The sequence below is a fragment of the Pseudomonas sp. NY8896 genome (assembly GCF_039634505.1).
This window is the reverse complement of sequence record NZ_CP132350.1, coordinates 1,686,786-1,708,335: the sequence shown is the minus strand read 5'-3', so window position 1 is coordinate 1,708,335 and position 21,550 is coordinate 1,686,786. Positions and strand designations below refer to the sequence as shown.

Sequence of the window (21,550 nt, the reverse complement as noted above, 5' to 3'; positions counted from 1 at the left end):
GGCGCCCTGCCGGTCACTCTTCGACGCTCATGTATTCCTTGGCCCAGCGGATGTAATCCTCAGGCTGGGTGTAGGTGTGCGAGAGTTCGGTGGCACTGAGGTTTTCCGACTTGTTCTGCTGGCCACGCTGCAGCCGCAAGCAATCGTAGGTGGCCTTGATCGCGGCAAAGTAGGCCGCGTGACCATCGACCACAATGCGCACGCCCAAGCGCGCCAGGCGCTCGTCGTCGCGCAGGTTCGGGTTGCCATAGGTGACCAGCATCAGCGGCACAGTCAAGTGCTCGGCAATCTGCTCGAGCTGTTCGAAGTCCTTAACCCCCACCATGCAGATAGCATCGGCACCGGCCTTCTGGTAGCTCTGGGTACGCACAATGATTTCTTCGGTGCTGAGTACCCCAGCGTTGGTACGGGCAATGATCGACAGCGACGAATCGACCCGCGCCTCCAGGGCCGCACGGATCTTGCCAACGCCCTCTTCGACCGGGATCAGGTCGGTGGACTTGCGCCCGAACTGGGCTGGCAGCAGCGTGTCTTCGATGGTCAGTGCGGCCACACCGGCGCGCTCCAGTTCGATCACCGTGCGCATCACGTTCAGCGCATTGCCATAGCCGTGGTCAGCGTCGGCCAGCACCGGCAGTTGCGCGACCCGACCGATACGGGTGGCCTGCTCGACGAACTCGCTGAGGGTGATCAGGGCGAAGTCCGGTGCGGCCAGCACCTGCAAGGATGCAACGGAACCACCGAGGATACCGACCTCGAAGCCCAGGTCTGCGGCAATGCGTGCCGACATCGGGTCGAACACCGATGCCGTGTGGAAACAGGAACCTGAAGCGAGCAGCTCGCGGAAGGCAAAACGCAGATCTTGATGGGAAGCCTTGGGCATGATCACTCCGCAATTAAGTTGAAATTTGAACGGTAACTACCGACCCCTGTAATCGGGTCTACCTGACCTGTTCCAACCGTCGCCATCTGGGCGGTCATGCTCGACATGCAGGCAGAGGAATAAAAGGTGTGGGAGACAGCGGCCTGAAAAACCTGCGGCAGAATGTTGCACCAACCTGGTGCAAGCCCCGGATTTCAGCCCCTGTGGCATACCAACGATATCACGCGGCCATGCAGCACTGGATGAATGCGCCAATGCCGATTCGGCATAGGGGATGCAGATAGTACATAGGAAGCTACCTAACTCAGGTTACAATTCGTGGGCCTCTATGGGAGTGGGCTTGCCCACAAAGAGGCTTGCATAGACAAGACAAGGTATTCCCGTGACTGCTGCCCTGCCCCCCACCACCCTGCGCAACGTGCTCACTGCCCTGATGCTGGCCATCTTCCTCGGCGCACTGGACCAGACCATCGTCGCCGTCTCGCTGCCGGCCATCTCGGCCCAGTTCAACGACGTCGGCCTGCTGGCCTGGGTGATCTCCGGGTACATGGTGGCAATGACCGTGGCCGTACCAATCTACGGCAAGCTGGGCGACCTTTACGGCCGGCGCCGGATGATCCTCACCGGGATCAGCTTGTTCACCCTGGCCTCGATTGCCTGTGCCATGGCCCAGGACATGCAGCAGTTGGTGCTGGCCCGGGTACTCCAGGGCATTGGCGCGGGCGGTATGGTCTCGGTGAGCCAGGCGATCATCGGCGACTTCGTACCGCCGCGTGAACGCGGCCGCTACCAGGGCTATTTCAGCAGCATGTACGCCGTGGCCAGCGTCGCCGGGCCAGTGCTGGGCGGCTGGCTGACCGAGTACTTGTCGTGGCGCTGGGTATTCTGGATCAACCTGCCGCTGGGGCTGGTCGCCTTGTGGGCCATACGCCGCGCCCTCGCCAGCATGCCGGTGCAGCGTCGCGAGGCCCAGGTCGACTACCTTGGCGCCGTGCTGTTGATCCTCGGCCTTGGCAGCCTGCTGCTGGGGATCACCTTGGTCGGCCAGGGCCACGCCTGGGCCGACCCGGCCGTGCTGGCGCTGTTCGCCTGCGCCCTACTCGGCCTGGCGTTGTTCATCGCCCACGAGCGCCGCTGCCCAGAGCCGCTGCTGCCGCTCGGGCTGTTCGGCAACCGGGTGGCGGTACTTTGCTGGGGGGTGATCTTCTTCGCCAGCTTCCAGTCGATTTCCCTGACCATGCTCATGCCCTTGCGCTACCAGGGCATCACTGGCGCCGGTGCCGACAGCGCTGCCCTGCACCTGCTGCCACTGGCCATGGGGTTGCCCATGGGGGCCTTTACAGGCGGGCGCATGACCAGCCGGACCGGGCGCTACAAGCCGCAGATCCTGGCCGGTGCGCTGCTGATGCCAGTGGCCATTTTCGCCATGGCACTGACGCCGCCGCAGTCAACGTTGCTCAGTGCACTGTTCATGCTGCTGACCGGCATTGCTTGCGGGCTGCAGTTTCCGACCTCGCTGGTGGGCACGCAAAGCGCGGTGGCCAGCAAGGACATTGGCGTGGCCACCAGCACCACCAACCTGTTCCGCTCGCTGGGCGGGGCCATGGGCGTGGCGTGCATGTCCAGCCTGTTGCTGGCACTGCTGCACCAAGGTGGTTTCGAATTGCTGGGTAACCCGTTGCTGGGGAGCCTGAAGGCCGGTGAAGTGGACCTGGTGACACAGGGACGCTTGCTGGAGACATTCCGGCAGTTGCTGATGGGCAGCGCGCTGATTGCGGTACTGGGGCTTTTTGCCGCATTGGCGTTGCCTGACAGACAACTGCGCGGGTACTAATATCCCAGGGGCTGCAAGGCGGCCACGCTGTTAATCCCCTCTTAACACAAAGGGGAAACACTCCCTCACAATCCTTAACAAAGTGTCATTTGCGCAACGCCGGGCTCAAGCGCAGCATATCCAGCCCGGTGTCGACCCACTTTTCGACATCACCCAACAGATCGACACTGTCAGGCAGCAGCAGCCAGCGCCCGATCAGGCCATCGACATAGGCGAACATGGCCACCGCCGCGCGCTCGACATCCAGCTCGCCAGGCAACTGGCCCCGGCGTACGGCATTGGCCAACGCCAGGGTGATGCCCTTGTGGCAATCCAGCACCGCACCCTGGCGCTGCTGGCGAATTTCACACATGTCATCGGTGAACTCGCACTTGTGATGCAGGATTTCATTGATACGCCGGGTTCGGGCATCGAGCACCAGCTCGTTGAACACTTGCAACAGCAGCTTGCGCATGCAGCCAAGCGGGTCGAGTTCGTCCTCGCTTTCGCTCGCCCGCGCCAAATGGTCATGGGTCTCGTGCAGGCTGTCGAGCAACGCCTGCACCAACTCGGCCTTGTTGTTGAAGTGCCAGTAGATAGCCCCGCGCGTCACACCCGCGAGTTCGGCGATGTCAGCCAGTGTGGTTCGCGCAACCCCGCGCTTGTAGAAGGCCTTTTCCGCCGCCTCGATGATCTGGGCGCGGGTTTCCTGGGCTTCTTCTTTGGTTCGACGGACCATGGCAGTACAACCTCATCTGGCCCGAACGCGCAGCGCGTGCGGGGAACGCTCCGGTGGCACCTCTGCAGGGGGCCTCACGGATGAGCTAATCAAGGGCTGTGGCAGTACCCAAGTACAACCCAGCGGTATTTACAAACAACCATGAATGTAAGTATATTCCTTAGCAAGCTATTTATCCACCGGATAGCAATTTTTCCAGATCAAGTCTCTTCCATTACTCTTGAGCGTCTCCCTGCTCCTGCGACCCGAGGATCCTCATGCAATTCAAGCCAGCCGTTACCGCTCTGGTTTCCGCCGTCGCCCTGGCAACCCTGCTCAGTGGCTGCAAGAAAGAAGAAGCAGCGCCAGCGGCGCAGGCTCCTCAGGTCGGCGTCGTGACCATCCAGCCCCAAGCCTTCACCCTGACCTCGGAATTGCCGGGGCGTACCACTGCCTACCGCGTCGCCGAGGTGCGCCCGCAGGTCAACGGCATCATCCTCAAGCGCCTGTTCAAGGAAGGCAGCGACGTCAAGGAAGGCCAGCAGCTGTACCAGATCGACCCTGCCGTGTACGAAGCCACCCTGGCCAATGCCCAGGCCAACCTGCAGGCTACCCGCTCACTGGCCGAGCGCTACAAGCAGCTGATTGACGAGCAAGCCGTCTCCAAACAGGAATACGACGACGCCAATGCCAAACGATTGCAGGCCGAGGCTTCGCTCAAGAGCGCCCAGATCGACCTGCGCTACACCAAGGTTCTGGCACCGATCAGCGGCCGTATCGGTCGTTCTTCGTTCACCGAAGGTGCACTGGTGAGCAACGGCCAGACCAACGCCATGGCCACCATCCAGCAACTCGACCCGATCTACGTCGACGTTACCCAGTCCACCGCCGAGCTGCTCAAGCTGCGCCGTGACCTGGAGAGCGGCCAGTTGCAGAAGGCCGGCGACAACGCCGCCTCGGTTCAGCTGGTGCTGGAAGACGGCAGCCTGTTCAAGCAGGAAGGTCGCCTGGAGTTCTCCGAAGTCGCGGTCGACGAAACCACCGGCTCGGTCACCCTGCGCGCCCTGTTCCCCAACCCTGACCACACCCTGCTGCCAGGCATGTTCGTGCATGCGCGGCTGAAGGCCGGGGTCAACGCCAACGCCATCCTGGCGCCGCAACAAGGCGTGACCCGCGACCTGAAAGGCGCGCCGACCGCACTGGTGGTCAACCAGGAAAACAAGGTCGAACTGCGTCAGTTGAAGGCCAACCGTACCCTGGGCAGCGACTGGCTGATCGAAGAAGGCCTCAACCCAGGTGACCGCCTGATTACCGAAGGGCTGCAGTACGTGCGCCCAGGTGTCGAGGTGAAGGTCAGCGAAGCCACCAACGTCCAGAAGCCGGCCAGCCCTGATCAGGCCAACGCGGCAAAAGCAGACGCCAAAGCGGAGTAAACCATGTCGAAGTTCTTTATCGATCGCCCGATCTTCGCCTGGGTGATCGCCTTGGTGATCATGCTGGTCGGGGCCTTGTCGATCCTGAAGTTGCCGATCAACCAGTACCCCAGCATCGCACCGCCGGCCATCGCCATCGCCGTGACCTACCCGGGCGCCTCGGCGCAAACCGTGCAGGACACCGTAGTGCAGGTGATCGAGCAGCAGCTCAACGGTATCGACAACCTGCGTTATGTGTCGTCGGAAAGTAACTCCGACGGCAGCATGACCATTACCGCCACCTTCGAACAGGGCACCAACCCTGACACCGCCCAGGTTCAGGTACAGAACAAGCTGAACCTGGCCACCCCACTGCTGCCACAAGAAGTGCAACAGCAAGGTATCCGCGTCACCAAGGCTGTGAAGAACTTCCTGCTGGTGATCGGCCTGGTGTCCGAAGACGGCAGCATGACCAAGGATGACTTGGCCAACTACATCGTCTCCAACATGCAGGACCCGATCTCGCGTACAGCGGGTGTGGGTGACTTCCAGGTGTTCGGCGCACAGTACGCCATGCGTATCTGGCTCGACCCGGCCAAGCTGAACAAATTCCAGCTGACCCCGGTCGACGTCAAGACCGCCGTGGCCGCGCAGAACGTGCAGGTGTCCTCCGGCCAGCTCGGCGGCCTGCCGGCCATGCCGGGCACCCAGCTGAACGCCACCATCATCGGCAAGACCCGCCTGCAAACCGCCGAGCAGTTCGAGAAGATCCTGCTCAAGGTCAACAACGACGGTTCGCAGGTGCGTCTGGGTGATGTCGCCCAGGTAGGCCTGGGGGGTGAAAACTACGCGGTCAGCGCTCAGTTCAACGGCAAGCCGGCTTCCGGCCTGGCAGTAAAACTGGCTACCGGCGCCAACGCCCTGGACACCGCCAAGGCACTGCGCGAAACCATCAAAGGCCTGGAACCGTTCTTCCCGCCTGGGGTGAAAGCGGTATTCCCGTATGACACCACTCCGGTGGTCACCGAATCGATCAGCGGCGTGATCCACACCCTGATCGAAGCCGTGGTCCTGGTGTTCCTGGTGATGTACCTGTTCCTGCAGAACTTCCGCGCTACCATCATCACCACCATGACCGTACCGGTGGTGTTGCTGGGTACCTTCGGCATCCTTGCCGCCGCGGGCTTCAGCATCAACACCCTGACCATGTTCGCCATGGTCCTGGCCATCGGTTTGCTGGTGGACGACGCCATCGTCGTGGTGGAAAACGTCGAGCGGGTGATGTCCGAGGAAGGCTTGCCGCCCAAGGAAGCCACCAAGCGTTCGATGGAACAGATCCAGGGTGCCCTGGTGGGTATCGCCCTGGTGCTGTCGGCCGTACTGCTGCCGATGGCGTTCTTCGGCGGTTCCACGGGTGTGATCTACCGGCAGTTCTCCATCACCATCGTCTCGGCCATGGGCCTGTCGGTGCTGGTTGCGCTTATCTTCACCCCGGCGCTTTGCGCCACCATGCTCAAGCCGCTGAAGAAGGGCGAGCACCACACTGCCAAAGGCGGCTTCTTCGGTTGGTTCAACCGCAACTTCGACCGCAGCGTGAACGGCTACGAGCGCAGCGTGGGCACTATCCTGCGCAACAAGGTGCCGTTCCTGCTGGCCTATGCGCTGATCGTGGTCGGCATGATCTGGCTGTTCGCTCGCATCCCAACCGCGTTCCTGCCCGAGGAAGACCAGGGCGTGCTGTTCGCCCAGGTGCAAACCCCGGCAGGCTCCAGTGCCGAGCGCACCCAGGTGGTGGTCGACCAGATGCGTGAGTATCTGTTGAAGGATGAAGCCGACACCGTAGCGTCCGTGTTCACCGTCAACGGCTTCAACTTTGCCGGTCGCGGGCAGAGTTCGGGCATGGCATTCATCATGCTCAAACCCTGGGATGAACGTTCCAAGGAGAACAGCGTGTTCGCCCTGGCCCAGCGTGCCCAGCAGCACTTCTTCACCTTCCGTGATGCAATGGTGTTCGCCTTCGCCCCACCTGCGGTACTCGAACTGGGTAACGCCACCGGTTTCGACGTGTTCCTGCAGGACCGCGGTGGTGTCGGCCACGAGAAGTTGATGGAAGCGCGCAACCAGTTCCTGGCCAAGGCCGCGCAGAGCAAGATCCTCAGCGCTGTGCGCCCTAACGGCCTGAACGATGAACCGCAGTACCAGTTGACCATCGATGACGAGCGTGCCAGCGCCCTGGGCGTGACCATTGCCGACATCAACAACACCCTGTCGATTGCCCTGGGTGCCAGCTACGTCAACGACTTCATCGACCGTGGCCGAGTCAAGAAGGTGTACATCCAGGGCGAACCCAACGCCCGAATGAGCCCTGAAGACCTGCAGAAGTGGTACGTGCGCAACGGCAAAGGCGAGATGGTGCCGTTCTCCTCCTTCGCCAAAGGCGAATGGACCTACGGCTCGCCGAAACTGTCGCGTTACAACGGCGTCGAGGCGATGGAAATCCTCGGTGCGCCGGCGCCGGGCTACAGTACCGGTGAAGCCATGGCCGAGGTCGAGCGCATCGCTGGCGAACTGCCAAGCGGCGTAGGCTTCTCCTGGACCGGCATGTCCTACGAGGAAAAGCTCTCCGGTTCGCAGATGCCGGCGCTGTTCGCCCTCTCGGTACTGTTCGTGTTCCTGTGCCTGGCAGCCCTGTACGAAAGCTGGTCGATCCCGATCGCCGTGGTACTGGTAGTACCGCTGGGTATCATCGGTGCACTGATCGCCACCAGTCTGCGCGGCTTGTCCAACGACGTGTACTTCCTGGTCGGCCTGTTGACCACCATCGGCCTGGCGGCGAAAAACGCCATTCTGATCGTCGAGTTCGCCAAGGAACTGCACGAGCAAGGCCGCAGCCTGTACGACGCGGCGATCGAGGCGTGCCGCATGCGTCTGCGCCCGATCATCATGACCTCGCTGGCGTTCATCCTTGGCGTGGTACCGTTGACCATCGCCAGCGGCGCCGGCGCCGGCAGCCAGCACGCCATCGGTACGGGTGTGATCGGCGGCATGATCAGTGCGACCGTACTGGCTATCTTCTGGGTACCGCTGTTCTTCGTCGCAGTGTCGTCGCTGTTCGGCAGCAAAGAGCCGGAAAAAGACGTCACCCCTGAAACTCCACGTTATGAGGCTGGGCAATGACCAAGTCTTTGTTGTCCCTGGCGGTAACCGCTTTCATTCTTGGCGGCTGCTCGCTGATCCCTGACTACCAGACCCCGGAAGCGCCGGTGGCTGCGCAGTGGCCGCAAGGCCCTGCGTACTCGCCAACGCAATCGGCGGATGTTGCCGCCGCCGAACAGGGCTGGCGCCAGTTCTTCCACGATCCGGCACTGCAACAGCTGATCCAGACCTCGCTGGTGAACAACCGCGACCTGCGCGTCGCGGCGCTGAACCTGGACGCCTACCGCGCGCAGTACCGCATTCAGCGTGCCGACCTGTTCCCGGCGGTTTCGGCCACCGGCAGCGGCAGCCGCCAGCGCGTCCCGGCGAACATGTCGCAAACCGGTGAATCTGGCATCACCAGCCAGTATTCGGCCACCCTGGGTGTCAGCGCCTACGAGCTGGACCTGTTCGGCCGCGTGCGCAGCCTGACCGAGCAAGCCTTGGAAACCTATCTGTCCAGCGAGCAGGCGCGTCGTTCCACGCAAATCGCCCTGGTGGCCAGCGTGGCCAATGCCTACTACACCTGGCAGGCCGACCAGGCCCTGTTCAAGCTGACCGAAGAAACGCTGAAGACCTACGAGGAAAGCTACAACCTCACCCGTCGCAGCAATGAAGTCGGCGTCGCTTCTGCACTCGACGTCAGCCAGGCACGCACCGCCGTGGAAGGCGCCCGGGTCAAGTACTCGCAGTATCAGCGCCTGGTCGCCCAGGACGTCAACAGCCTGACCGTGCTGCTGGGCACCGGCATTCCAGCCGACCTGGCCAAGCCGCTGGAACTCAATGCCGACCAGTTGGCCGAAGTGCCGGCCGGCCTGCCGTCGGATATCCTCCAGCGCCGCCCGGACATCCAGGAAGCCGAGCACCTGCTCAAGGCCGCCAATGCCAACATTGGCGCGGCCCGCGCAGCGTTCTTCCCGAGCATCAGCCTGACCGCCAACGCGGGCAGCCTGAGCCCCGACATGGGCCACCTGTTCGCAGGCGGCCAGGGCACCTGGCTGTTCCAGCCGCAGATCAACCTGCCGATCTTCAACGCCGGCAGCCTGAAGGCCAGCCTGGATTATTCGAAGATCCAGAAGGACATCAACGTCGCCAAGTACGAAAAAACCATCCAGACCGCCTTCCAGGAAGTCTCCGATGGCCTGGCGGCGCGCAAGACCTTCGAAGAGCAGCTGCAGGCCCAGCGCGACCTGGTGCAGGCGAACCAGGATTACTACCGCTTGGCCGAACGCCGTTATCGCATCGGGATCGACAGCAACCTGACCTTCCTCGACGCCCAGCGCAACCTGTTCAGCGCCCAACAGGCACTGATCGGCGACCGTCTTTCGCAGCTGACCAGCGAGGTCAACCTGTACAAGGCGCTCGGCGGTGGCTGGTACGAGCAGACCGGGCAGGCCAACCAGCAGGCATCGGTGGATGCACCGAAAGGCTGATTGAGTTCGCAGCAACGTCAAGCCCACCTTCACGGTGGGCTTTTTATTCGTCGGTACAGAAAGAATTAACCAACCGGAACATTCCGTTCGATTATCGCCCCGTTCCGTTTGCGGCGAATTGCCTCACCCCCGCCCAACCCCGCACCATCCCCCCACGCAACGTTGCCCAAGTTCATCACTAAAGACCCGCACCTGCCGGCTCGATCCAGCAGTGCACCGGCTCGCCCCATAAAAACAAGAGATCCACGACAGATGAGCACTTTGCAACCCGCACGCCAGCTGCTGCCCGGCCTGTTGGCCATGTCCTGCGCCCTCCCCGTGTTCGCCGCCAACGAAGGTGGATTCATGGAGGATGCCAAGGCCACCCTCAACCTGCGCAACTTCTACATCAACCGCAACTTCGTCGACCCGGCCCATCCGCAGGGCAAGGCCGAGGAATGGACGCAAAGCTTTATCCTCGACGCCCGTTCCGGGTTTACCCAGGGCACCGTCGGTTTCGGCGTGGACGTCCTGGGCCTGTATTCGGTCAAGCTCGACGGTGGCAAAGGCACCACCAACACTCACCTGCTGCCCGTGCATGACGACGGCCGCCCTGCCGATGACTTTGGCCGGTTGGGTGTAGCACTGAAAGCCAAGCTGTCCGAAACCGAACTGAAAGTCGGCGAATGGATGCCGGTACTACCGATCCTGCGCTCGGACGATGGCCGTTCGCTGCCGCAAACCTTCCGCGGTGGCCAGCTGACCTCCAAGGAAATCGCCGGCCTGACCCTGTACGCCGGCCAGTTCCGCGGCAACAGCCCGCGCAATGACGCCAGCATGGAAGACATGTCGCTGAACGGCAAAGCCGCGTTCACCTCCGACCGATTCAACTTCGGCGGCGGTGAGTACACCTTCAACGACAAGCGCACCATGATTGGCCTGTGGGACGCCCAGCTCAAGGACATCTACCGCCAGCAGTACCTCAACCTGACGCACAGCCAGCCGCTGGGCGACTGGACCCTGGGCGCCAACCTGGGCTACTTCATCGGCAAGGAAGACGGCGGCGAACGTGCCGGCAAGCTGGACAACCGCACCGCTTCCGCCCTGCTTTCGGCACGCTACCAAGGCCATACCTTCTATGTCGGGCTGCAGAAGGTGAGCGGCGACGATGCCTGGATGCGGGTCAATGGCACCAGTGGCGGCACCCTGGCCAACGACAGCTACAACTCGAGCTTCGACAATGCCAAGGAGCGCTCCTGGCAGGTTCGCCATGACTTCAACTTCGCCACCGTCGGCGTACCCGGCCTGACCCTGATGAACCGCTACATCAAGGGTGACAACGTGACCGTTGGCAACGTGGACGATGGCAAGGAATGGGCACGGGAAACCGAGCTGGCCTATGTGGTGCAGTCGGGCAGCTTCAAGGACCTGTCGGTGAAATGGCGCAACTCCACCATGCGCCGGGACTTCAGCACCAATGCGTTCGATGAGAACCGCCTGATCGTGAGTTACCCGCTGAATCTGCTTTGAATCTGCTGGCCTCTTCGCGAGGAACTCGCGAAGAGGCCAGAGATACAACAAAATAACCAAAAGAAATAAACAAATCCTTAAAGCTTCTTTGACGATATAAGCTGTAACCGCTTGAATAGAGCCCTGATCCCCGCCCCAGAGCCGTGACATGGACCTCCGCCAGCTGCGCTACTTCATTGCCCTCACCGAATACCGCAGTTTCGTTCGGGCCGCCGAGGCCATGGGCATCACCCAACCCGCCTTCAGCCGCGCCATCCAGGGCCTGGAACACACGTTCGGCTGCCCACTGGTCGACCGCGCCAGCAAAGCCCTGCCGCCCACCCCAGAAGGCCTTGTGGTGCTGCAACATGCCCGGCGCCTGGTACAGGGGGCTGCGCAGTTGAGCAACGAAGTGCTGCAAATGACCAAGCTCGACGCCGGCGAACTGCACTTCGGCAGTGGCCCGGCGCTGGCCGTACGCCTGGTGCCCGATGCCTTGCGCCACTTCATCGAACGCCACCCAGGCATCCGCACCTCGCTGCTGGTGGACAATACCGAACGCCTGGGTCAGGCCCTTCGCCGTGAACAGATCGAGTTTTTCGTCGACGATATCCGCCCGTTCGAAGCCGACCCCAACTTCCACCCCGAAGCCTTGTCACCCCGCCCCGGCCTTTTCTTCTGCCGCCCTGGCCACCCGTTGCTGGCCAAGGACAGCCTGTCGACCAACGACCTGTTCAGCTACCCGCTGGCCAGCGCTTTGCTTAACCCCGGTGTACGCAAACGCCTGGCCAACCTCAGTGGGCGAAGCGACTTCACGCCGCACCTGCAAACCGAGCACCTGGCCATACTGCGCAGCGTGGTGCAGGCCAGCGATGCTATCGGCACTGCCAGTGAAGAGGCCGTGGCCGATGACCTGGCCAACGGAAGCCTGGTGCGCCTGCACTGGCGCAACCTGCCGCCGGCGCTGGAAGTGTTGAGCGTTCGCTGTGGCGTGGTCAGCCGCAGTGGCTACCGTCTGTCGCCAGCGGCGCGGGCGATGATCGAGACACTGGTGGGGCTGGATACGCCTGTACGGGCTGCTGCCATTCGCTGAGCTGATGATGGTGGTAGCCGCAGGCTATCCTGAGCTATATCGGTTGCCTGTACCGGCCTCTTCGCGGGTACAGGCAATACACCCCGATCAGGCAAACCAGGGAGGCATAACAATGAAAACCCTCGTCGACCACCTGAGCCAGTACGCCAGCTACCACCGCGACCCACGCAACATCATCACTCACTTCATCGGTATCCCTATGATCGTGCTGGCGGTCACCATCCTGCTTTCACGCCCAGGCTGGGAATTTGCCGGCATGTGGCTTTCCCCTGCCCTGCTGGCAGCGGCGGCATCGGTATGGTTCTACCTGCGCCTGGACCTGCGCTTCGGCCTGGTGATGGGTGCATTGCTGGGGCTATGTCTGTGGGTCGGCCAGGTGCTGGCAGTGCAAACGACTGCACTGTGGCTCAGCGCCGGGCTAGGGGCATTCGTGGTGGGTTGGATCATCCAGTTCGTCGGCCACTACTATGAAGGCCGCAAACCGGCCTTCGTCGACGATGTCAGCGGCTTGATCATCGGGCCGCTGTTCGTGGTGGCAGAAGCCGCGTTCATGCTGGGCCTGTGCCCGGCCCTGAAACAGGCCGTAGAAAACAACGCAGGCCCTGTTGTGATGCGGTCTGTGTAGGAGCGACCGCGTAGCACTCAGCTACGCGACTCTACACCCAGTTCGTCCCACACCGACTCAGCCATGTGGAAGGTGGCATTGGCTGCCGGAATGCCGCAGTAAATCGCGCTCTGCATCAGCACTTCCTTGATCTCGTCGCGGGTCACGCCGTTGTTGGCCGCCGCCCGCAGGTGCAGCTTCAGCTCGTCGTTGCGGTTCATGCCGATCAGCATGGCGATGGTGATCAGGCTACGGGTATGGCGCGGCAGGCCTGGGCGGGTCCAGATATCACCCCAGGCGTGGCGGGTGATCATTTCCTGGAATTCGCCGTTGAAGTCGTTGAGCTTCTCCAGGCTGCGGTCCACATGGGCATCGCCAAGCACCGCACGGCGCACTTGCATGCCGGCGTCGTAACGCTGTTTTTCATCCATGGCGTTGCCCTCAGTGAGCCAGCAGGAAGTCGAGCACGCGGCGGCTGAACGCCTCGCCAATTTCGACGTTGGACAGGTGCGCTGCCGGGAAGTCGACGTACTCGGCACCTTGGATACCGGCCTGCATGAAGCGGCCATGTTCAGGGGTGGTGACCACGTCTTCGGTGCCGGCAACGATCAGTGCAGGCACCTGGATGCGGCCCAGTTGCTCACGGTAATCGGCGTCACGCACTGCTGCGCAGTTACCGGCATAGCCCTGCGGGCTGGTTTGCGCCAGCATCTGGCAAATGCGCTGGGCTTGCTCTGGCTGGGCCTGGGCAAAGCCTGGGGTGAACCAACGGGCGATGGAACCATCGCGCAGATCGACCATGGCCTGCTGGCCACCTTTGAGCACGGTGTCGATACGGGTGTTCCACACCTCGTCATTGGCGATCTTGGCGGCGGTGTTGCACAGGGTCAGGCTGTGCAGGCGCTCGCCGGCGTTGATGCCCAGCCACTGGCCGATCAGCCCCCCCATCGACAGGCCGACGAAGTGCGCTTTCTGGATGTCCAGGCCATCGAGCAGGGCCAGCACGTCACGGCCCAGCTGTTCGATGCTGTAAGGGCCTTCGGTGACCAGCGATGCGCCATGGCCACGGGTGTCGTAGCGCAGCACACGGAAGTGCTGGCTCCACAGCGGAATCTGGGTGTCCCACATGCCCAGGTCGGTACCCAGCGAGTTGGACAATACCAGCACCGGGGCGTTGTCCGGGCCATCGATCTGGTAGTTCAAAACGCCATCGGCCAGTTGCAAATGCGCCACAGCAGTCTCCTTCAGGCAGTGAAATGTTGATGTTCGGATACGGCGCGCGCCACCCAGACGCGGGCCTGGCCCAGGTAATGGGCAGGGTCGAGCAGGCGATCGAGTTCTTCGCCAGACAGCTCGGCGCTGACCTGCGGCTCGTCACCCAGCACAGCACGCAGGTGGCGCTGTTCAGCCACCGCGCGCTGGCAGCATTGTTCCAACAGGTGGTGAGCACGGTCACGGCCCAGGCGTTGGGCGAGGACGATGCTCACCGCTTCGGCCAGCACCAGGCCTTGGGTCAGATCGAGGTTGTGGCGCATGCGCACGGCATCCACCTCCATGCCCTCGGCAATCACCTGGGCCTGGCGCAGGGCGCCAGAGACCAGGCAGCAGATATCCGGCAGGGTTTCCCATTCGGCGTGCCACAGGCCGAGGCTGCGCTCGTGCTCCTGGGGCATGGCGGCGAACAGCGTCGACAGCAGGCCCGGCACGCGAGTGGCAGCACCGATCAACACCGCGGCACCGACCGGGTTGCGCTTGTGCGGCATGGTCGAAGAACCGCCCTTGCCTGGTGCGGAAGGTTCGAACACCTCCTCCGCCTCGGTTTGCATCAGCAGGCTGATATCGCGGCCGAACTTGCCCAGGCTGCCGGCAACCAGGCCCAGTACCGAGGCAAATTCCACCAGGCGGTCGCGCTGGGTGTGCCAGGGTTGCTCGGGCAGGGTCAGCTTGAGTTGCTCGGCCAGCGCTTCAGCCACCGGCATCGCCTTGCTGCCCAGTGCCGCCAGGCTGCCCGAGGCACCGCCGAACTGCAGCACCAGCAGGCGCGGACGAAGTTCCCGCAGGCGCTGACGGTGGCGGGTCAAGGCGCCCAACACACCGGCCAGTTTCATGCCCAGGGTCACAGGGGTGGCGTGCTGCAGCCAGGTGCGGCCCACCAATGGCGTATCGGCATGCTTCAAGGCCTGCTGCGACAGGGTGTCGGCCAGTTTGCCAAGGTCGGCTTCGATCAAATCGAGGGCATCGCGCAACTGCAACACAAGACCGGTGTCCATCGCGTCCTGGCTGGTAGCCCCCAGGTGCACATAGCGCTCGGCTTCAGGCACGCCCGTGGCAATCACCTTGCCCAACGCCTTCACCAGCGGGATCGCCGAGTTACCAGCGGTGGCGATGGCATTGGCCAGCGCGCCAACGTCATAGCGCTCGGCCTGGCACGCCGCCTCGATGGCCGCCACAGCGCTGTGCGGGACCAGCCCGGCAGCGGCCTCGGCATGGGCCAGCGCGGCTTCGAAATCGAGCATGCCCTGCAGCCGGCCACGGTCGGAAAAAACCTCGCGCATGGCCGGCGCGGTGAAGTAGGCGTCGAACAGTTGGTTGCTCATGCAGCGTCCTTAATCATCATGGTGCAGGTACGCCGCCTGCTTCGGCAGGCGCAGGCTGAACAGGAAGGCAATCGCCATCATCGCCGTCACGTACCAGTAGAAGGTGTTTTCCATGCCCAGGGTTTTCAGGCCCAAGGCCACGTACTCGGCCGAACCGCCGAATGCCGCGTTGGCCACCGCATAGGCCAGGCCCACACCCAGCGCGCGTACTTGCGGCGGGAACATCTCGGCCTTCACCAGGCCGCTGATGGAGGTGTAGAAACTGACGATACACAAGGCCAGGCTGATCAGAACGAAGGCCATGAACGGGCTGGTCACGGTTTTCAGCGCCATCAGCAATGGCACGGTGAACAGGGTACCCAAAGCGCCGAACAGCAGCATCGAGTTGCGCCGACCGATGCGGTCCGACAACATGCCGAAGAACGGCTGCAGCACCATGAACAGGAACAGCGCACCGGTCATCACGTAGCTGGCGTTTTTCGCCGTCATGCCTGCAGTGTTGACCAGGTACTTCTGCATGTAGGTGGTGAAGGTGTAGAAGATCAACGAGCCGCCAGCGGTGTAACCCAGCACCGTGATGAACGCCGCTGCGTGGTTGCGGAACAGGCCACCAATCGAACCTGCATCCTTGTCATTACGGGTTTCGGCGCTGCTGGTCTCGTGCAGCGAGCGGCGCAGCATCAGCGAGATCAGCGCGGCGATGGCGCCCACCACGAATGGGATGCGCCAGCCCCAGGCCCGCAGTTCATCTTCAGTCAGCAGTTGTTGCAGGATCACCACCACCAGCACCGCCAGCAACTGGCCGCCAATCAGGGTGACGTACTGGAACGAAGCAAAGAAACCGCGCTGGCCGCGCAGGGCCACTTCACTCATGTAGGTGGCGGTGGTGCCGTATTCGCCACCCACCGACAGGCCCTGGATCAGGCGGGCCAGCAACAGCAGCGCCGGGGCCCAGGTGCCGATGCTGGCATAGGTAGGCAGGCAAGCGATCATCAAGGAGCCGAAACACATCATCAGCACCGAGATCATCAAGGAATTCTTGCGACCGTGGCGGTCAGCGAGACGGCCGAAGATCCAGCCACCGATGGGGCGCATCAAAAAGCCTGCAGCGAACACGCCTGCCGTGTTCAACAGCTGCACGGTAGGGTCATCGGAGGGGAAGAAGGCCGGGGCGAAGTAGATCGCGCAAAAGGCGTAGACGTAGAAGTCGAACCATTCCACCAGGTTGCCTGATGAGGCACCGACAATGGCGAAGATGCGCTTGCTGCGTTCTTCGCCGGTGTAATAGGTTGAGGTCATGACGGTTTTACTCCTGGAGGGTCCTAGGTAAGTCTAGACATACCTGGTAACACACTCGTTCCGCTATCAGGCTGGCAATTGGCCTTGTGTCTAACAGGTCCGGCCTCTTCGCGGGCAAGCCCGCTCCCACAGTAGGAGGCGTGGTTCCACCTGTGGGAGCGGGCTTGCCCGCGAAGAGGCCGGTACAGGTCAAACCCGCTCGATGGCCAGTGCCAGGCCCTGACCGACACCCACACACATGGTTGCCAGGCCCTTGCGCCCACCACTCCTCTCCAACTGATGCAGTGCAGTCAGCACCAGGCGCGCACCGCTCATGCCCAGCGGGTGACCCAGGGCGATCGCGCCGCCGTTAGGGTTCACCTGCGGCGCGTCGTCGGCCACACCCAGCTCACGCAACACCGCCAGGCCTTGGCTGGCAAACGCTTCGTTAAGCTCGATCACATCGAAATCACTGACCGCCACACCCAGGCGCTCGGTCAACTTGCGCACCGCCGGCACCGGGCCAATGCCCATGACACGTGGCGCAACGCCGCCACTGGCCATGCCCAACACGCGGGCACGTGGGGTCAGGCCGTGTTTCTTCACCGCTGCGGCCGACGCCAGGATCAGCGCCGCCGCACCGTCGTTCACACCCGAGGCGTTGCCAGCGGTGACCGTCTTGTCAGGGCCATTGACCGGCTTGAGCTTGGTCAGCGCTTCCAGCGTGGTTTCCGGGCGCAGGTGCTCGTCACGCTCAACGATGGTTTCACCCTTCTTGTGCGCAATGCGCACCGGCACGATCTCTTCGGCGAAGTAGCCCGCCGCTTGGGCGGCTGCAGCTTTCTGCTGGCTGCGCAGGGCGAAAGCGTCCTGGTCAGCACGCGAAACCTGATAGTCGTCGGCCACGTTGTCGGCGGTCTCCGGCATGGAATCCACGCCGTACTGGTGCTTCATCAGTGGGTTGATGAAGCGCCAGCCGATGGTGGTGTCTTCCAGCTTCATGTTGCGCGAATAACCGCTTTCGGCTTTGCCCATGACGAACGGGGCGCGCGACATCGACTCGACACCACCGGCAATCACCAGCTCCATTTCGCCACTGGCAATGGCGCGGAAGGCGGTGCCGATGGCATCCATGCCCGATGCGCACAGGCGGTTCAGGGTGACGCCGGGGATGCTGTCCGGCAGGCCGGCCAGCAGCAGCGCCATGCGTGCCACGTTGCGGTTGTCTTCACCGGCCTGGTTGGCGCAGCCGAAGAACACCTCGTCCACCTGGTCCCACTGCACGCCGGGGTTGCGCTCGATCAGCGCCTTCAGCGGCACGGCGGCCAGGTCATCGGCCCGCACGCTGGCCAGGGCGCCGCCGAAGCGGCCGATCGGGGTGCGGATGGCGTCACAGATGAATACGTCGTGCATCAGGCTTTCTCCTGCCACTTGGCCATGGGCTGCGGCGGTACGGGCTTCGAGGTCACACAGGGTGGACAGCTCGACTTGGGTGGGTTCGGTAATGGTCTGCACGTGGCATTTGGAGGCTCCTGGTCAGGGTGCTTCGGTGGCCCCAGATTAAGGAGACTGGCAGGTAGCTTTCAATTCGATAATCGACTATATGTGCGATTATCGAACCATTTGTTGCTTGCCTAAGCATCGAGCCGTTGCTGCGAATGGGCCGCATAGCGGCCCACCGCTTATCACGTCGCGTCCGCGTGACTCACCAGGCCCTTCACGATCACACCCACGGCCGCCAGCGCCGCCGGCACCAACAGTGCGGTCAGCACTTGCTCGAAGTTCCAGCCCAGGCCCAGCAGCGTCGCGCCGCTCCAGGCCCCCAGAATGGCGCCAAAGCGGCCGATACCCAGCATCCACGATACACCGGTGGCCCGGCCCTGGGTGGGGTAGAAGCGTGCCGCCAAAGATGGCATCGCCGACTGTGCACCGTTCACGCACATGCCGGCGATCAGCACCAGCGTGGCCAGCAAGGTGATGTTGCCCAGGCTCTGCCCCACGGCGTAGGCGAACACCCCGGCCAGCAGGTAGAAAATGCCGATCACCTTGTGTGGGTTGAAACGGTCCATGGCCCAACCCACGCCAACTGCACTGAGCACGCCACCGAACTGGAACAGCGCGCCGATGAACGCGGCCTGTTCCATGCTCGCGCCGCTGTCACGCATCAGGGTGGGTAGCCAACTGGTCAGCAGGTAGACGATCACCAGGCCCATGAAATAGGTCAGCCACAGCAGCACGGTGCCCAGCCCATAGGTGCCAGAGAAGATCACCGCAAACACGTTGCGTGCAGCCACCGCCTTTTGCTCCGGCACGCTGAAGCTGCCGGCCTCGGCCACTACGTGCGGCGCAATCGGCGACAAAGTCTTGCGCACCTTGTCGGTGCCTCGGTTGCGTACTACCAGGAACCGCGCCGACTCCGGCAGCCAGAGCATCAACACCAGTGCCAGCAGCAACGGCAACACGCCACCGATCACCAGCAGGCTGTGCCAGCCGTAGGCCGGGATCAGCTTGGCGGAGATGAAGCCACCACCCGCCATGCCCAGGTTGAAACCGCAGAACATGCTGGTCACCAGCAACGACTTGAGGCGTTCAGGGGTGTATTCGGACAGCAACGTGGTGGCATTGGGCATACCTGCCCCCAGGCCCAGCCCTGTCAGGAAGCGCAACACCAGCAGTTGGTCGACGTTGGTGGCATAGGCCGAGGCCAGGCTGAAGCCACCGAACACCAGCACAGCACCCACCAGCACGCCTTTGCGGCCGAAACGGTCAGCCAGCGGCCCGGAGCCCAAGGCGCCGAACACCATCCCGATCAATGCGGCACTCATCACCGGGCCGAGGCTGGCGCGATCGATCCCCCACTCCTGCGACAGGGCCGGGGCAATGAAACCCATGGCGGCGGTGTCCAGGCCATCGAGAAAAACGATCAGGAAGCACAACAGCACGACCCGCCACTGATAGCGGGACAGCGGCTGCTGATTGATGAACGACTGAACGTCGAGGCTTTTGCCGACGTTGGTTTGTGCTTGGTTCATTGTTGTTATCCAGAATGTGGGGCACAGCAAGGCCACTGCACGCGAATAACCGGTGCAAGAGGGCGATGATTGGAAATAGGGCCTGCGTCAGCCTGGATACAACGGTACTGCGTGCGGGTGCGGCCGCAGCAGCGAGGTGACAGTATTCATGGGTAAGTGCCTCTTATGTTTTTCTTGTTCGGTCGGCAAGCCGACCGCTGCGAGAAACATTAATCAGCGGGCGTAGGTGAAGCAATTCACCCGGAACGACACTGTGCGTTTATCGCACAAGAAACGGTTTTGCCTGTTCTATTTTGGGGCCGCTTTGCGGCCCCTGCGGCCTCACCCGAACAACTGATGGCAAAGGTCGCGGCTGGCCGCCAGCAGAATCGGCAAGAACCGCTGCTCCAGCTCGCTGCGCGTCACCCGGCCAACATGGGTACTCACGTTCAATGCCGCCAACACTTGCCCCGAAGCGTCGTAAACCGGCACGGCAATCGAGCGCAACCCCTGCTCCAGCTCCTGGTCCACCACGCACCACCCTTGGGCGCGTACCTGCTGAATGCAGGCAAACAATGACTCTGGGTCATTCAGCGTCCGACTGGTGCGCGCCTTCAGGTCGGCACGGTCCAGGTACTCACGCAGGCTGGTGTCGTCCATGGCCGCCAGCAGAATGCGCCCCATCGACGTGCAATACGCCGGCAAGCGACCGCCCACCGACAGGTCGACCGAAATCAGCCGCTCCACCGTGGCCGAACGCGCTATATAAAGGATGTCGTCACCTTCGAGGGTGGCCATGTTGGCCGCCTCATGCAACTGATCGCTGATGCGGTCCAGGTAGGGTTGGGCAGAAATCGCCAGCGGCGTCGACGACAGGTACGCATGCCCCAGGGTCAGCACTTTGGGCAGCAGCGAATAGGTACGCCCGTCTGTGGTGGCATAACCGAGCTTGATCAACGTGTGCAGGCAACGGCGCACCGCTGCGCGGGGGATTTCGGTGCGGTGGCTGATCTGGGCGATGGTCAGGTGGCGTTTGCGCTCCTGGAACGCCTGGATCACGGCCAGGCCACGCGCCAGGGAGGTCATGAAGTCCGGATCACCGGTAAAGGCCTGGATGCGCTTGGCCGGGGAGGCCACGATCGGCGGCGCCATGGCAGCCGAAGCAGGTCGTGCTGCCTCCGGATTGCCGGAATCGTTGCCCAGGGTTTCGTCACTCATCGCACACCTCAAAAAAAACGCCGGTTCGTGCGATTATCGAACAAACGGCCGATAATCGCAATTGACCGCCGACACTTTTGCTTATACCTTTCTCATGCCACTTGTGGCTTCTTTGGAGAGACTGGTCAGGTACCCACCGTAGAAGTCCCCAGGCAACGGCCTCGCCTTCCGGCGAGGCCGTTTTTCATTACAGCCGCGCTCCGGCAATGCAGCGAACTTTTATCGGTGATGCCTTTCAAACTTGTACGAAAGGTCCAAACTGATTCCGAACACATCCCAGTACTTGCATCAGCTGATGTCAGGTTTGGTAAATAACGATGTTCGGCAAATTATCGATTGCTATAATCGATTACGCAGGCCCCCACGCTACCGTGGTAATGGAACCTTCCGCTGTATCAAGCCGTTGCGGCCAGCAAGGCATGTGCATGTGCACCATGCATAACAACAGTCATTACTCTTCATTCAGGTACTGCATGTGACGAAAGATGAACTGCGCGCAGAACTCGAGCGCCAGGCTGAACGTTACAAGGATGTTTACGGTGGCGAAGTCACCACTTACGCCGCACAACCGGATCCAGAACGCAAACCTTGGCGCAAACGTGCCAGCGTGCGTGACCAGTCCTTCAGCCAGGAACTGGAACGCATGGAAAAGGAACTGCGCAGCGACAATCCCTGAGGCTCGGAGCCACGCCCGCGCGTCGTCGCCCGGCCAGCCCGGGCGCGGTCGATTTTTACTGTCCGGCTGATGATGAAATGGAATTACACAAATTTCATACGGCCGTTTGAATAATGGCGAAGCGGATTTTT

The 21,550-nt window shown here is 62.3% G+C and carries 17 protein-coding genes; 8 read left to right on the top strand and 9 right to left on the bottom strand.

Annotated features, from left to right (window positions below):
* Positions 1–13: 13 nt before the first annotated feature.
* Positions 14–883: an oxaloacetate decarboxylase gene (locus Q9451_RS07615; RefSeq protein WP_012273974.1), complete on the bottom strand. Its 870-nt coding sequence runs from the start codon at positions 881–883 to the stop codon at positions 14–16.
* Between the two features lie 382 nt (positions 884–1,265).
* Between Q9451_RS07615 and Q9451_RS07610 the strand changes: the two genes are divergently transcribed.
* Positions 1,266–2,717: an MDR family MFS transporter gene (locus Q9451_RS07610; RefSeq protein ID WP_012273975.1), complete on the top strand. Its 1,452-nt coding sequence runs from the start codon at positions 1,266–1,268 to the stop codon at positions 2,715–2,717.
* A gap of 85 nt (positions 2,718–2,802) precedes the next feature.
* On the opposite strand, the gene ttgR is transcribed toward Q9451_RS07610, so the two are convergent.
* Positions 2,803–3,435 (bottom strand): efflux transport transcriptional regulator TtgR, encoded by a 633-nt coding sequence (gene ttgR / locus Q9451_RS07605; RefSeq protein ID WP_012273976.1) that lies wholly within the window; start codon positions 3,433–3,435, stop codon positions 2,803–2,805.
* Positions 3,436–3,692: 257 nt separating this feature from the next.
* Between ttgR and ttgA the strand changes: the two genes are divergently transcribed.
* From ttgA to Q9451_RS07575, 6 genes are all read left to right on the top strand, one after another.
* Positions 3,693–4,847, top strand: coding sequence for a toluene efflux RND transporter periplasmic adaptor subunit TtgA (ttgA, locus tag Q9451_RS07600; RefSeq protein ID WP_012273977.1), 1,155 nt, complete (start codon positions 3,693–3,695; stop codon positions 4,845–4,847).
* A gap of 3 nt (positions 4,848–4,850) precedes the next feature.
* A complete protein-coding gene (ttgB, locus tag Q9451_RS07595) occupies positions 4,851–8,003 on the top strand; it encodes a multidrug efflux RND transporter permease subunit TtgB (protein ID WP_012273978.1) in 3,153 nt (1,050 codons plus the stop codon).
* Positions 8,000–9,454 carry an adeC/adeK/oprM family multidrug efflux complex outer membrane factor gene (locus Q9451_RS07590; RefSeq protein ID WP_012273979.1) on the top strand — a complete coding sequence of 485 codons (1,455 nt, stop codon included), beginning with the start codon at positions 8,000–8,002 and terminating at the stop codon, positions 9,452–9,454. Before ttgB ends, Q9451_RS07590 begins: the two co-directional genes overlap by 4 nt.
* 252 nt (positions 9,455–9,706) lie before the next feature.
* A complete protein-coding gene (locus Q9451_RS07585) occupies positions 9,707–10,963 on the top strand; it encodes an OprD family porin (protein WP_012273980.1) in 1,257 nt (418 codons plus the stop codon).
* Between the two features lie 148 nt (positions 10,964–11,111).
* Entirely contained in the window at positions 11,112–12,035 is a 924-nt protein-coding gene (locus Q9451_RS07580) for a LysR family transcriptional regulator (RefSeq protein WP_345960897.1), read from the top strand.
* A gap of 112 nt (positions 12,036–12,147) precedes the next feature.
* Complete coding sequence (locus Q9451_RS07575; protein WP_012273982.1) at positions 12,148–12,660, top strand: Mpo1-like protein; 513 nt, start codon at positions 12,148–12,150, stop codon at positions 12,658–12,660.
* A gap of 17 nt (positions 12,661–12,677) precedes the next feature.
* Here the strand turns inward: Q9451_RS07575 and pcaC are convergent, their stop codons facing one another.
* The 7 genes from pcaC to pcaR all read right to left on the bottom strand — a co-directional run bounded on the left by pcaC (position 12,678) and on the right by pcaR (position 20,743).
* Entirely contained in the window at positions 12,678–13,070 is a 393-nt protein-coding gene (pcaC, locus tag Q9451_RS07570) for a 4-carboxymuconolactone decarboxylase (protein ID WP_012273983.1), read from the bottom strand.
* A gap of 10 nt (positions 13,071–13,080) precedes the next feature.
* Positions 13,081–13,872: a 3-oxoadipate enol-lactonase gene (gene pcaD, locus Q9451_RS07565; protein ID WP_012273984.1), complete on the bottom strand. Its 792-nt coding sequence runs from the start codon at positions 13,870–13,872 to the stop codon at positions 13,081–13,083.
* A gap of 11 nt (positions 13,873–13,883) precedes the next feature.
* The gene (locus tag Q9451_RS07560) at positions 13,884–15,236 is read right to left on the bottom strand and encodes a 3-carboxy-cis,cis-muconate cycloisomerase (protein WP_012273985.1); all 1,353 of its coding nucleotides are present in this window, start codon (positions 15,234–15,236) and stop codon (positions 13,884–13,886) included.
* A 9-nt stretch (positions 15,237–15,245) separates the two neighbouring features.
* The gene (locus tag Q9451_RS07555; protein ID WP_012273986.1) at positions 15,246–16,535 is read right to left on the bottom strand and encodes an MFS family transporter; all 1,290 of its coding nucleotides are present in this window, start codon (positions 16,533–16,535) and stop codon (positions 15,246–15,248) included.
* A 189-nt stretch (positions 16,536–16,724) separates the two neighbouring features.
* Entirely contained in the window at positions 16,725–17,930 is a 1,206-nt protein-coding gene (pcaF, locus tag Q9451_RS07550) for a 3-oxoadipyl-CoA thiolase (RefSeq protein WP_171577222.1), read from the bottom strand.
* Between the two features lie 269 nt (positions 17,931–18,199).
* On the bottom strand, positions 18,200–19,546 hold the full coding sequence (locus tag Q9451_RS07545) for an MFS transporter (RefSeq protein ID WP_012273988.1): 1,347 nt from the start codon (positions 19,544–19,546) through the stop codon (positions 18,200–18,202).
* A gap of 321 nt (positions 19,547–19,867) precedes the next feature.
* A complete protein-coding gene (pcaR, locus tag Q9451_RS07540; RefSeq protein WP_012273989.1) occupies positions 19,868–20,743 on the bottom strand; it encodes a pca regulon transcriptional regulator PcaR in 876 nt (291 codons plus the stop codon).
* Positions 20,744–21,218: 475 nt separating this feature from the next.
* Here pcaR and Q9451_RS07535 point away from each other — a divergent pair, with 475 nt between their 5' ends.
* On the top strand, positions 21,219–21,419 hold the full coding sequence (locus tag Q9451_RS07535) for a hypothetical protein (protein ID WP_012273990.1): 201 nt from the start codon (positions 21,219–21,221) through the stop codon (positions 21,417–21,419).
* Positions 21,420–21,550 lie beyond the last annotated feature (131 nt).